7 protein-coding genes are annotated in these 13,031 nt (G+C 70.0%); 1 reads left to right on the plus strand and 6 read right to left on the minus strand.

All coding sequences use genetic code 11. The annotated features are described in order from the left end of the window. Positions 1-37 precede the first annotated feature (37 nt). The 3 genes from WMF14_RS48740 to WMF14_RS48750 all read right to left on the minus strand — a co-directional run bounded on the left by WMF14_RS48740 (position 38) and on the right by WMF14_RS48750 (position 7,729). On the minus strand, positions 38-5,155 hold the full coding sequence (locus WMF14_RS48740; protein WP_437797817.1) for an AAA family ATPase: 5,118 nt from the start codon (positions 5,153-5,155) through the stop codon (positions 38-40). Between the two features lie 206 nt (positions 5,156-5,361). After that, positions 5,362-6,819 carry an HTTM domain-containing protein gene (locus WMF14_RS48745; RefSeq protein WP_437797819.1) on the minus strand — a complete coding sequence of 486 codons (1,458 nt, stop codon included), beginning with the start codon at positions 6,817-6,819 and terminating at the stop codon, positions 5,362-5,364. Then, a complete protein-coding gene (locus WMF14_RS48750) occupies positions 6,719-7,729 on the minus strand; it encodes a hypothetical protein (protein ID WP_437797821.1) in 1,011 nt (336 codons plus the stop codon). The genes WMF14_RS48745 and WMF14_RS48750 overlap by 101 nt, the downstream gene beginning before the upstream one ends. A gap of 434 nt (positions 7,730-8,163) precedes the next feature. Here WMF14_RS48750 and WMF14_RS48755 point away from each other — a divergent pair, with 434 nt between their 5' ends. Then, entirely contained in the window at positions 8,164-9,204 is a 1,041-nt protein-coding gene (locus tag WMF14_RS48755; protein ID WP_437797822.1) for an oxidoreductase, read from the plus strand. A gap of 355 nt (positions 9,205-9,559) precedes the next feature. Here the strand turns inward: WMF14_RS48755 and sucD are convergent, their stop codons facing one another. The 3 genes from sucD to WMF14_RS48770 all read right to left on the minus strand — a co-directional run bounded on the left by sucD (position 9,560) and on the right by WMF14_RS48770 (position 13,014). Next, positions 9,560-10,441: a succinate--CoA ligase subunit alpha gene (sucD, locus tag WMF14_RS48760; RefSeq protein WP_272096863.1), complete on the minus strand. Its 882-nt coding sequence runs from the start codon at positions 10,439-10,441 to the stop codon at positions 9,560-9,562. Between the two features lie 95 nt (positions 10,442-10,536). Beyond that, positions 10,537-11,733, minus strand: a complete 1,197-nt coding sequence (gene sucC / locus WMF14_RS48765; RefSeq protein WP_437797824.1) for an ADP-forming succinate--CoA ligase subunit beta — start codon at positions 11,731-11,733, stop codon at positions 10,537-10,539. 330 nt (positions 11,734-12,063) lie between these two features. Beyond that, entirely contained in the window at positions 12,064-13,014 is a 951-nt protein-coding gene (locus tag WMF14_RS48770) for a hypothetical protein (RefSeq protein ID WP_437326703.1), read from the minus strand. Positions 13,015-13,031 lie beyond the last annotated feature (17 nt).

Below are 13,031 nucleotides of genomic sequence, written 5' to 3' on the forward strand. Positions count from 1 at the left end.
CCTGCGGGCGGGAGCGCCCGCGGAGCGCGCCGCGCGCTCAGCGGGATCGCGCGGCAGGGGACGGCGTGATCGCGTGGGCGACGGCGCTCTGGAGCGTCGAGCGCGTGACGATGCCTCGGAGGTCGATCCCGCCCTGCGTGAGCGCACGGGCGACCTCCGGCTGCATCCCGGTCAAGATCGCCTGCGCGCCGAGCAGCCGCAGCGCCGAGGCGGTGCGGATCAGCGAGTCGGCGACCCCGGCGTCGACGTGCTTCAGGCCGGTGATGTCGATGATCACGATCGACGGGTTGTGGCGCTCCACGCCGGCGAGGGTCGCCTCCAGCACCTGCGCGGCGCGCGCCGCGTCCATCGTCCCGATGAGCGGCATGACCAGGACGCGATCGGTGATCGGGATGATGGGCGTCGCCATCTCCGAGAGGCGCAGCCGCTGCACCCCGATGATCTCCTCCTGGAGCGCTGCCCGGGCCTGCTCGGCGCGCTCGCGCTCGCGGAGCTCCTCGAGCAAGAGCTCATTGGCCCGGTTCAGCTCATCTGCCTTCTGCGACAGGCGCTCGTTGACCGAGAACAGCTCCTCGGTGCGCCGCTGCACCTCGCTCTCGAGCCGATCGTTCATGGCGCGCTGCCTCTCGGAGGCCTCCTGCAGCCGGCCGTAGAGCAGCGCGTTCTCGAGCGCCGCCGCGACCTGCGCGCCCAGGAGGCGGAGCAGCTCCGTCTGCTCCGGGGTGAAGGCGCCGCTCGCGAGCGTGTTCTCGACGTACAGCACGCCCGTGAGCCGGTTCTGGTGGACGAGCGGGAGGCCCATCACCGACTTGGGCCGGTGCGCGGCGAGGTAGGGATCCGCCGCGAAGCGAGGGCTCGCCGCGGCGTCGTCCAGGATGAGCAGCTCTCGCGTCCGCGCCACGTAATGGACCACGCTGACCGGCAGGGCCGAGGACTCCTCCAGCGGACGCCTGAGCTCCACCTCGATCGACGCAGGATCGATGGTGACGGACGCCTCGATGAACAACCGCTCCTCGCGCGCGAGCACCAGGAAGCCGCGCTGGCCGCCGGCGCTCGCGAGGACGGCGCGCATCACGCGGTCGAGCGCCTTCCCGAGCACGAGCTCGCTGGAGATCGCCTGCGTCGTCTGCAGCACCGCCGCGACGTCGGCCAGCTTGTGGAGGAGCGGGTGGCTCACCGACAGGCTGCTCGATCGCGCGGCGGCCTTCTCGTGCTCCGCCGCGGGCCCTCGAGCGATGGGGAGCGGGTCGAGCCCGTGCTGCCGGACGAGCTCCGTGGCCTTTCGTTCTGCCCCCCACTGCCGGTAGGCGTGCGTCGCCGCGTCCAGGTAGAGCGCGGCGATGCGCCGCCGGCCCTTGCGAGCGTAGTAAAGGCCCGCCAGCTCCGACGCGAGCGCCTCGTACTGCACGAACTCGCTCTGGCGGGCCGCGTCGATGGCGTCGTCGTAGAGCCCCATCGCCTCGACGTCGCGGCCGGAGGCGCGCGCCGCCTCGGCCAGGACGAGGGCGTGCTTCACGCGGAAGTTGTCGGGGCAATGGCGGGCCCAGAGCTCGAGCTTCTCGAGCGACGCGGAGAGCGCCCCGGCGTGCCGCTCGCGCTCGCGCTCGTCGTGCTCGCCGAGCGCGACCAGCGTGAGCGCCAGATAGAAGTGGTATGTCGCCTCGATCGGCATCGCCATGACGGCCCCGAGCACCGGGCGCGCCGCCTCCGCCGCGGCGAGCGCCTCCGCGGGGCGGCCGTGGGAATAGAGGAGGATGAGCCGGATGATGTGGTAAAAGGCGATACCGCACCCGAAGCTCGCCCGGGTGAGCGCGGCCAGGCACTCCTCCTCGGCAAAGCCCTCCTCGCTCAGCGAGGCGTCGGCCGCCGTGAGCCCCTTCAGGCTGCGGAGGAACTGCTGCTCCAGCCGGATCGTCTCGAGGACGGCGTGATTGCCTGTCTTGCGCGCGAACGACGCGAAGCGCTCGGCGACGCGGTGGACCTCCGCCAGCGGATCTCCCTTCTCGTAGACCTGCCAGACGGTCTCGAAGGCCAGGTAGCTCGCGTACACGAGGTCGCCGGCCTCGATGCACGCGAGGAACGCCCGCTCCAGGATGGGGAGATCGTTCCGGATGTGCTGGACCCAGAAGTTGATGTGATCGCCGTGGAGGTGCAGCAGCGTCCCCCGCAGCGAGACGTCCCCGAGCTTCTCGTTCAGCCGGATCGACATCTCCGAGAAGCGGAATCCCGACGGGATATCGCCGAACGCCGCGACCAGCATGAACCCGTAAACGCTGTAGGCGAAGCACGACGCCTCGGTGTTGCCGTGCCGCAGCGACAGGTTCAGCATCTTCAGCGCGATGAGCGGGAACACGCCCGGCCGCCCGATGTACGCGCAGGGGGCGCAGTCGGCGAGCAGGTTGATGACCGCGCGCATCTGCTCGTCGGCGAGCAGCGGCGCGTGCAGGATGTCCTCGATGCTCCTGCCCGCCATGCTCTCCGGGATCTGCGCGACCTCGGCGGAGACGGCGGCGCCGATCTCCTCGCTCGCCCCGGGGATCTCGACGCCGAACAGGCGCAGCGCCTCCTGCCCGACGGTGACGCCCTCGTCGTAGCGGCCGGCGACCTGATAGAGCTTCATCCGCAGGCTCTGGACCCGCGCCCGATCGAGGTTCGACGCCGCCACCTCGAGCAGCCTCTGGAACAGCGCCTCGGCCTCGGTGAAGCGGCCGCACAGGTACTCGCACTCGGCCGCCTCCAGCGTGAGCGCCCAGCGCAGCGCGTGATCGCCCGAGGCGCCGTCGTCCCCGAGCGCGCTCCGCCCGGCGCTGAAGTACTCCGCCGCGGCCCCGTACGCGGTCGAGCCCTTGGCCTTCCTCCCGGCGCGCAGGTTCAGGCGCGCGAGCAGATCGCGCTCGCCGGGATCGGCGATGAGGGCGGCGCCATAGTTAAGATGGTTTACCGTGTCGAAGAGCTGCTCTTCCTGCGGCTCGCCGCGCTGGCTGGCCAGCATCAGGCGGCCGACGCGCAGGTGGGCGGCGCACCTGTGCTCGTCCGCGATGAGGGCATAGGCCGCCTGCTGGACGCGATCGTGCAAGAACTGGTAGGAGACGGCGAGCGACGCGTCGGTCGCCGTCTCGCCGTGGGACGGGTCTTCCGGGTGCACGAGCCGGTAGTCGGCGTCGATGGGGAGCAGGACCCCTTCCTGCATGGCCGCCCAGAGATCCTGCGCCGCCCGCGAGGCCGGCTGCTCGGAGATCGTCGCGAGCGTGCGCAGGTCGAACCGGTGCCCGATGCACGCGGCGAGCGTCAGGGCGCGCTGGGTGGGCGGCGCGAGCCTCTGCAGCTTGGCGATCATGAAGTCGGCGACGTTGTCCGTCACGGCCCGCGACTCGATGGCTGCGAGATCCCATGTCCATCTGCCGGTCTCCGGGTCGCACCGGAGGAGCCCGTCGTCGCCCAGCATGCGCAGGAACTGCCCGAGGAAGAACGGGTTGCCCAGCGTCTTGTCGTGGAGGAGCTCGGAGAGCTGGGCGACGTCCTGCGCCGCGCGGCCGAGGGCGTCCGAGGCGAGCGCCGTCACGTCGTCGTGCGAGAGCGGCGCGAGGGGGATGTCGGTCACGGCCGCGCCCGCGGCGCGGATGGCGTCGAGGGTGATGACGAGCGGGTGCGCCGGGCTCACCTCGTTGTCGCGGTACGCCCCGACGACCAGGAGATGGCGTGTATCGGCGTCGGTGAGCAGGAGCCGCAGCAGCCTGAGCGACGCCGGGTCCGCCCACTGGAGGTCGTCGAGGAACAGGACGAGCGGGCGCGACGGAGCGGCGAACACGCCAAGGAAGCTCCGGAACACCATGTCGAAGCGGTTCTGCGACTCGGAGGGGCCGAGCGACGCGACGGGGGGCACCTCGCCGACGATGAGCGCGAGCTCGGGGATGAGGTCGACGAGGAGCCCGGCGTTCGGGCCGAGCGCCGCGCCGAGCTCCGCTCTCCAGTGGGCTAGCGCGTCTGTCCGCTCGGAGAGGAGCTGCTGCACGAGCCCCCTGAACGCCTGGACGACCGAGGCGCAGGGCACGCCGCGGTTCAGCTGATCGAACTTGCCGTGGGCGAAGTGGCCCCCGACCCTGGCGATGGCCTTGTAGGTCTCGTGGACCAGCGCGCTCTTGCCGACGCCCGAGTAGCCGGAGACGAGCACGAGCTCCGCGGCGCCCGCGCGGGCCCGCTCGAAGGCGGCCAGGAGCCGGTCCCGCTCCTCGTCCCGGCCGTAGATCTTCTGCGGGACGCGCAGCTCGTGGCTGCGATCGCGCTGACCGATGGGGAAGGGGTGGACCCGGCCCGTCTGCTCGAGGGAGCGCAGGCACTCCGCGAGGTCTGCCTTGACGCCGTACGCGCTCTGGTAACGGTCCTCGGGCGCCTTGGCGAGGAGCTTCATGACGATCTCGGAGACCGGCTGGGGGACGTCCTCGCGGCGCTCGTGCGGCGGGGCGGGCTGCCGCGCGATGTGGCTGTAGAGGACGTCCACCGGATCGCCGTCCGGGAACGGCAGGGCTCCGGTCAGCATCTCGTACAGCGTGACACCGAACGAGTAGAGGTCGGCGCGGTAATCGATGCCCCTGTTCATGCGCCCTGTCTGCTCGGGCGACATGTACGCGAGCGTGCCTTGCAGGGTGGACGCCGAGGTCGACTGTTGAAACTCCTGCTTGAGCCGCGACGAGGCGCCGAAGTCGATGAGCGTGGCGCGGCGCAGGTCCGAGCTGACGATGATGTTGCTGGGATTGATGTCCTTGTGCGTGACGTGACAGCGGTGCACCGCGCCGATGGCGTCGGCGATGGCCGCCGAGAGCGCCAGCGCCGCGCGGAGATCCAGCCGGCGATCGTCGAGGATCGCCCTCAGCGTCGTGCCCTCGACCGCCTCCGTGACGAGGGCGAGGCCGCCGCGCGTCCTCTCGAGCGAGCACACCCTCACCACGGACTCGAGGTCCAGATCGCGCAGGAGGCCGAACTCGTGCCGCAGCAGGGCGAGATCGCGGACGCTCGGGTGCTCCCCCTTCAGCGTCTTGATGACGACCGGCCGCTGATCCGCGGCGCGGCGGCCGCGGTAAACGTGGGTCTTGCCGCCCTCATGGATCAGCTGCTCGACGACGTGTCCTGGCAGATCGAACGGTGCTGTGGTGGTCATGACGTGCTAGCGCTCCACCTCGTGATGGCCTCGTCCGCGCGCATCGTGCGGGCGATTACGTCCGGGGAAGACCAGTATAAGGCGGTCTTCTGTGGATTCACCCAGGGAGTGCAAAGAAGGGGGCTCGGCGTGTGCTGTGTCACGCTGCAACGTGGACGAGGGCCTACGGTGTGTGCGCAAGCAAGGAACAGCCTGGCGACGCGGAGCTAGGGGGGTTGCACGAGCGCGAGGAGGCCGCGCGGCTGCGACGCGAGGTCGAGCGTCGGATCGACGAGGTCGCGGGGGGGACCTCCGTTGAGCGACGCGACGACCCTGGCCGTGATGATGGGCCGCACCCCGGAGTCCTCTTGCAGGCGATCGGCCACGTGGTGCGCGAAGTCGACGAGCATGTCGGGTCGCGTGCACATCTCCCCGACCTGGCGGCTCGTGAGCCACGCCTCGACGTCGAGCGGCTCGCGCACGCCGGTCCTCGGATCCAGCACGTGAATGCGAAGCTCACTCACGCTCTTGTCGCGCAGCTTCATGCGCCACGAGAAGCGGTGTCCGGCCTCGTTCCAGGCGACGTCGCCCGGATAGGCCCAGTGGCGGAGCGGCACCACGAGGTGGAACAGGAGATACCCGTGGAGCAGCGCGAGCGGCAGCGTGGGCCGGCGCGGCGCGGCGGGCGAGGGGACGCCGGCTTCGTCGCCGGGGGCGTTTGCTTCCTCGAACAGGAAGGGTAGGCGCCGCCTCGGCCACGAGGGATCGCCGAACAGCGCGAGCGCGGCGATCATCGCGTAGGGGAAGATACCGATCTTGAACAGGAGGGCGTTGGAGAGGTTGAACGCCACGGCGAGCGCCGCGCCGAAGGGGAAGGTGCGCCGGGAGAAGAGCAGGAAGCCCATCGAGAGGTCGATGAAGAGCCCCGCATACGAGAGCGCGAGCCCTGTTGTCGATGAGGCCAGGAGCGGCCCGACGAGGGGCGCGTCGCCGTGCTCGGCGAGCCACATGGTGAGCGGCTGCCCCCGGAGCCAGTCGCCGTTCAGCTTCGCGACGCCTCCGTAGAAGTAGACGATGGCGATCTGGGCCTTCAGGGCGAAGAGATAGAAGCGCGGCACGGACTCCGCCGGCGTGTCACGCGGCGCGCCGCCCGGCGAGGCGCGGCGCGCGCGGCGGCGATCCAGCGAGAGCGCGCGGTGCGCCGGGGCGGCGGCGAGCAGCAGGCCGAGGAGGCAGAGGAGATAGAGGTGGTTGAGGTATTGTGCCTTGTCGAGGAGGAAGACGTACGTGAGCGCGGCGCAGAGCAGCGCGGCGCTCACCCGGTAGAAGAGCCCGGCGGCGCAGAGCAGCGCGAGGACGAAGAGGGCGCCGAAGTGCCAGTACATCCCTGTCCCGCCCCACGGACGGACGAAGGGGACGAAGCTGAAGAAGAAGCCTGGTTCGATGTAATAGCGGTAGATCCGATCGTGGAGGGCGTATCGGACGACCTCCCATGCGATCAGGGCGCCATAACTCGCGCGGAAGACGGCGAGCGAGGCGGCGTCGACCTCGGCGGTGAGGTAGGCCGCCCAGCGCCGCGCGAGGTCACTTCCAGTGCCCGTGCGCGTGCCCGTGCTTGTGGTGCTTGTGCTTGCCGTGCACGTGGATGTGGACCGGTCGGCCGTCGTCATCGTCGTCGTCGTCATCGTGGACCACCACCACGCCTGGAGTCGTCTTGACCCTCACATCCACGTTCCACGTCGTCGCCACCACGACGTTGAGGGCAGGCGCGCTCGAGCCGACGATGACGTGCACGCCGGGGCGATAGCCGACGAGCACCACGTCGGCGTGCGTCGGGTGCGCCACGACGACGGTGAGCTTCACCGGGTTGACCTTTGCCGCGACCTTGCCGACGCAGTACAGGCCGCCCGGGCCGGGGGTGAGCACGACGAGCTCGGAGCCCTGTCCCACGAAGCCGAGCTTGATCTTGCGGTCGCCGACCGGGACCGGCTTCAGATCCGCGTCGAGGACGTAGACCCTGACCTGGCCGGAGGCCTTGTCCGCGACCACCTCGATCGTGTCGTCGCCGACCACCTGGATCACGCCGCCGTTCGGGCCCGTCTTGCCCGGGGGGATGGGCCTCTTCTCGGCCTTTCTCGCGCCCTCGACGATGACCTTCGTGCCCCCTGAGGGCAGGTGGAGCGTGCCGTTCCACGGCTTCCCGGCGACGATGATGTTGTACTTCACCTCGGTGAGATCGGCCTCGAGCTTGGGCCCTGTCGCGACGAGGAGCCCAGTCTTCGCGTCGAGCGCCAGCGGGGCCTGCGCGTCGCCGTTCGGCCCTTTCCACGTGAGCGTGCCGCTCACGTCCTTGTCGATGGGTTTGCCGTCAGGCGCCTTCACGATCGCCTTCACGGTGCCATCGGGCGCGAAATCCCACCCGACCGAGCCGCCGTCGTGCTCCTCGGTCAGCGGATCTTCGATGGCCACGGGGACAGCCTCGACCGACTCCTCGGTCACGCTGGCCTCGGCGGTGGTCTTGCACCCTGCCGCGAAGGGGCTGCCGGCGATCAAGGTGGTCAGGGCCACCACGGAAAGGATGCTCTTGGCTTGCATCAAAGTCTCCAAGCGCAGGAGTTTATCGCAACCGCCGCGCCGCGTCTGTGCGAACTGACTCGTTCCACGGCGATGGGTAGCACGGGCGACGACATCGGATGCACGATGACCACTTCTCCCGTGCTCGTCGCTCGCGCGGGCCTCCGTCGTGAGCTCGTACGCTTCGAAGATGCCTTGTTCGGAGCGCCTCGTGGGATGACGAGCGACGTGGATGCTCTGGGCATATCACCGAGCGCGACAGCGAACATGCCGAGCGCGACGTGCCGAGCGTGGAGGATGCCTGTGGTGGCCCGCCAGGCGCGATCGTGGTTGCGGATGCCTGTGGTGGCTCGCCAGCCGCCGTCACGCGCCTCTGGAGGCTCCTCGGCGTTTTCGCGGCCGGGCTTCCCCCGAGCGCTTCTTCGGGCTAGCGTCCCGGACGAGCCCGTCCTGCCATGTCCCAACGCATCTTTGTCGGCCTCGTCGGCTATGGTCTTGCTGGCGCCGTTTTTCACGCCCCGCTGATACGGTCCATCCCTCGGCTGCGCCTCGCCGCCATCGCGACCCGCCGGGAGGGCCAGGTCATGGCCGACCACTCGGGCGTCGCCGTGCATCCGACGCCCGAGGTGTTGATCGCCGAGCCGGGGATCGACCTCGTGGTCATCGCTTCGCCCAACGAGACCCACTTCCCGCTCGCGCGCGCCGCGCTGGAGGCGGGCAAGCACGTGGTCGTCGACAAGCCGTTCACGATCACGAGCGCCGAGGCGGACGAGCTCATTGCGCTGGCTGCGCGCCGTGGCCGGCTCCTCTCGGTCTTCCAGAACCGCCGCTGGGACGCGGACTTCCGCACCGTGCGCAGCTGCATCGAGCAGGGCCTGCTCGGCGAGGTGGCCTCGTACGAGGCGCACTTCGACCGGTTCCGCCCCGCCATCAAGCAGGGCTGGCGAGAGCAGGAGGCGCCTGGCTCGGGGATCCTGTACGACCTCGGCGCGCACCTGATCGACCAGGCGCTCGTGCTCTTCGGCCTGCCGCGCGCGGTCACGGCCGACCTCCAGGCGCAGCGGTCCGGGGCGCGCACGGTGGACTATTTCCACCTGACGCTCGACTACGGCAGGCGCCGGGTGATCGTGCGCTCCTCGACGCTGGTGCCCGAGCCGGGGCCGCGCTTCGCGGTCCACGGCGACGGCGGGAGCTTTCTCAAGTACGGCATCGACGGCCAGGAGGACGCCCTCAAGGCAGGCACGCGCCCGGGCGTGCCGGAGTGGGGGCGGGAGGACCCGCGCTGGTTCGGCACGCTCGTCACGGCAAGCGGCGAGCGCCGCACGATCGAGAGCCTGCCCGGCGCCTACGAGGCCTATTACGAGGCCATCGCGGCGGCGATCCTCGACGGCGCCCCGCCGCCGGTGCGCGCCGAGGAGGCGCGCGACGTGATCCGCGTCATCGAGGCTGCGATGAAGAGCGCGGCCGAGCGGCGGACGATATCGCTCGACGCGTGATCGAAGCGGCGTAGGAAAACCGCTGCTTGCGTCGAGAAGCGGTTGAGGAGCGCATCGCTCACGCGACCTCCGTCACCCTGTACCTAATCTGCTTGTCGGGGGATGAGTCGATACCCGACGTGCGTCAACAACGACAGCGATAGTCCCTGGGGATTGCCGATATCCGAGGTGGGCTAAAAAAGGATATCGGTAGGCCCGGGGCGAGGGTGCTCGTCGGGTGGGGTGGGGGATGGGCCGATGTCTGAGCCCGAGACATCTCTCCTCCGGCGAAGCTGGAGGAGAGATGTCTCGGGCGAGTTCGGCGGGGCCCCCACCCCACCCGACGAGCACCCTCGCCCCGGGCCGGGCAATCAGATCAGCGCGCCGCCGCCAGCGCCGCCTGCATCGCGACGCCCATCTCGGCCGGCGTCGCGGCCACCTTGGCCCCCGCCGCCTCGAGCGCCGCGATCTTCTCGGCCGCCGTGCCCTCGCCGCCCGCGATGATCGCGCCAGCGTGGCCCATGCGCTTGCCCGGAGGCGCCGCGCGGCCGGCGATGAACGCCGCCACCGGCTTCTTCATGTTCTTCTTGATCCACGCCGCCGCGCGCTGCTCGGCCGTCCCGCCGATCTCGCCGATCAGCACCACACCGTGGGTGTCGGGATCCTGGTTGAAGAGCTCGAGCACGTCGATGAAGTCCATGCCGCCGACCGGATCGCCGCCGATGCCCACGCAGCTCGACTGGCCGATGCCGAGGGCGCTCAGCTGGCCGACCGCCTCGTAGGTCAGCGTGCCCGAGCGGGAGAGGACGCCGATGTGGCCCTTCTTGTGGATATGGCCCGGCATGATCCCGATCTTGCACTCTCCCGGGGTGATCACGCCGGGACAGTTCGGCCCGATGAGCCGCGCCGGCTTCCCCTCGAGGAAGCGACGGACGCGGATCATGTCGAGCACCGGCACGCCGTCCGTGATGCAGATGACGAGCTTGCAGCCCGCATCGACGGCCTCGGTGATCGCGTCCGCCGCGCCGACCGGCGGCACGAAGATGCACGAGACCTCGGCGCCCTCGTTGCGCACGGCCTGCTCGACCGTGTCGAAGATCGGCACCTTGTCTTCGAATCGCTGGCCGCCCCGGCCCGGCGTCACGCCGGCGACGACCTTCGTCCCGTACTCGATGCAGGCGCGGGCGTGCTGCGACCCGTAGGCGCCCGTGATGCCCTGGAAGACGACCCGCGTGTCCTTGTTGACGAGGATGCTCATCGCTTGATTACTCTACCTTCAACGTGGACAGGAGCTCGGCCACCGCCGCTGGCTCGCTGCTCAACTGGGTTCGAGGCCCGATGCCCGCGGGCGCCCTAGGCGCCGGCCTTGCCGCCGCGCGTGGCGGCGACGATCTTCTGCGCGCCGTCGCCCATGGAGCTCGCCGACTGGATGGTCAGCCCGCTCTCGTCGAGCAGCTTGCGGCCGGCCTCGACGTTCGTCCCCTCGAGGCGCACCACGAGAGGCACCTTGAGCCCGAGCTCCTTCGCCGCGGCGATGACACCGGCCGCGACGACGTCGCAGCGCATGATGCCGCCGAAGATGTTCACGAAGATGCCGCGGACCCGCTCGCTCCGGAGGATGATCTGGAACGCGGTCTTCACCTGCTCCTGCGAGGCGCCGCCGCCCACGTCCAGGAAGTTCGCCGGCTTTCCGCCGTAATGGAGGATGATATCCATCGTCGCCATCGCGAGCCCGGCGCCGTTCACGAGGCAGCCGATGTCGCCGTCGAGCGACACGTAGGACAGCCCGGCCCGCTTCGCCTGGAGCTCGACCGGGTCCTCCTCGTCGACGTCACGCATCGCGTTCCACTCGGGGTGCCGGAACTCGGCGTTGTCGTCGAAGCTCACCTTCGCGTCGAGCGCGAAGACGTCGCCGGCGCCGGTCACGACGAGCGGGTTGATCTCGAGCAGAGAGCAGTCCTCCGCGGTGAAGCAGGCGTAGAGCGAGGCCACGAGCTTCAGGAACTGGCGCTGCGTCTCCTTCGCGGTGAGCCCGAGCGCGAGCGCGAGCTGCCGCCCCTGGTACGGGGCGAGGCCGAGCACCGGATCGATGAAGAGCTTGTAGATCTTCTCCGGCGTGCTGTGGGCCACCTCCTCGATGTCCATGCCGCCCTCGGTCGAGGCGATCACCGCGACGCGGCGGCGCTCGCGATCGACGAGCATCGCGAAGTAGAGCTCGCGCGCGATGTCGAGGCCCTGCTCGATGTAGAGCCGCCGGACCTTCTGCCCCTCGGGGCCCGTTTGCTTGGTGACGAGCTGCATGCCGAGGATCTTCTCGGCGAGGGCCGTCGCCTCCGCGCTGCCGCCCTTCGCGACCTTGACGCCGCCGCCCTTGCCGCGGCCGCCCGCGTGGATCTGCGCCTTCACGACGACGACCGGGTTACCTGTCTGGGCGATCAGCCGATCGGCGATCGGCGCCACCTCGCTCGCCTGGAAAGCGGGCTCCCCTTTCGGTACCGGCACTCCGTAGCGAGCGAAGAGCTGCTTGCCTTGATACTCGTGGATTTTCATGAGAGGGGCCGCCACCCTATCACAAGGCCGCGCCAGCGCGAGACTCGAAAAACAGGGGCGACGGACGTCGGTGGAGTGGACGCGCCCGCGCGCGGGCGCGTGTGAAGTCATGCGTTACGTTTCGTTACGTTCCGGCACGTCACGTTTCGAGTGTTTCGCGCCGACTCACCCATCCATGGAAAAGTGCGGCGGCGCGGCGCTCGACGTCGTCTGCCTTGGTGGTGCCTGACGTCGCCGGCCTCCGTCGCTCTCAGGCCGCGGCGCTCTCAGGCGGCGGCGCTGCGCCCTGGCGCGGGCGGATCACGGCGCCACAGCGCCGCTTCGCTCGCTTCACTTGGCGGCGTAGGGCGGCGGCTCAGGCCGGCGGAGCGCCACGAGGGCGAACAGGCCGGACAGGACGTCGTCCTCGACCTGGGAGACCTTGCCTTCGAGGCTGATCTTGAGCTCATCGAACGGCGTGTAGGTGAGCCCGGCGCTCGCGGAGACGCTCGGCTGAGGCGCGAACAGAAAGGCAGAGAGGGCGCTCCCGGGCTCGTGGAGAGCCTGGATTCGAAAGCTCGGATGGATTGCCATCTTCGGGAGGACATTGGCGATGATCTCGCCTCCCACCCAGGGCTTCAGCTCGATCGCTCCCGCCTCGTCCGCCGCGCCGACCAGCCCGACGCTGCCGTCGAGCGACACGGTCAGCGCCTCGGCCGGGTAGAGCTCCAGGGCGACGACCGCCGAGTAGAAATCGATCGACGGATACAGCGCGATACCCGACCAGGTCGACCAGAGCGGCTGCATCGTGGTGAGACCGGCGCCGAACGTCGGCGCGTCGACGTCGAGATCGAAGCCGCCGAAGAGGTTGATCTCGTATCCCTCGCCGAGGACGAGCCCGGGCTCGACGCCGAGCATCCGGCCCGGGACGGTGCTGATCATGGTCGAGGTCGTCGGGAAGGTGTTGATCCAGCCGTCCCAGTCCTCGATGCCAATCGGGTGCGTGACGATGCCCAGCCGGAGGTGGTGATCCTCGCGGCCAATCTGGAGCATCGCCCACTCGGGCGGGCCGATCTTGATCCCCGGCGTCGCCAAGGACCACGTCGGGTAGACGAACGCCGGCAGCCCGAACGCCGGCAGGCCGAGCGGCGCCGTGGTCGCCTGCACGTCGAGATCGAGCCGGAAGTACAGCGAGCCGCTCGCGAGCCGCAGCCCGACCTCGGCCTGCGCGAGCGCGTCGAAGCGAAGGGCCGCGGGCGCGTCGCGGTGCACGCCCGCGACGACGCTGGTCCCTCCTCCCACCCAGGTGTCGATGTCGG

The sequence above is a fragment of the Sorangium sp. So ce693 genome, from assembly GCF_051521375.1.
GTDB classification, from domain to species: Bacteria; Myxococcota_A; Polyangia; order Polyangiales; family Polyangiaceae; genus Sorangium; species Sorangium atrum.

Excerpts from the sequence above, each read along its gene's own strand:
- sucC (WP_437797824.1), bottom strand. The coding sequence starts at position 11,733 with ATGAAAATCCACGAGTATCAAGGCAAGCAGCTCTTCGCTCGCTACGGA.
- WMF14_RS48755 (WP_437797822.1), top strand. The coding sequence starts at position 8,164 with ATGTCCCAACGCATCTTTGTCGGCCTCGTCGGCTATGGTCTTGCTGGC.
- WMF14_RS48745 (WP_437797819.1), bottom strand. The coding sequence starts at position 6,819 with ATGACGACGACGACGATGACGACGGCCGACCGGTCCACATCCACGTGC.
- WMF14_RS48740 (WP_437797817.1), bottom strand. The coding sequence starts at position 5,155 with ATGACCACCACAGCACCGTTCGATCTGCCAGGACACGTCGTCGAGCAG.
- WMF14_RS48750 (WP_437797821.1), bottom strand. The coding sequence starts at position 7,729 with ATGCAAGCCAAGAGCATCCTTTCCGTGGTGGCCCTGACCACCTTGATC.
- sucD (WP_272096863.1), bottom strand. The coding sequence starts at position 10,441 with ATGAGCATCCTCGTCAACAAGGACACGCGGGTCGTCTTCCAGGGCATC.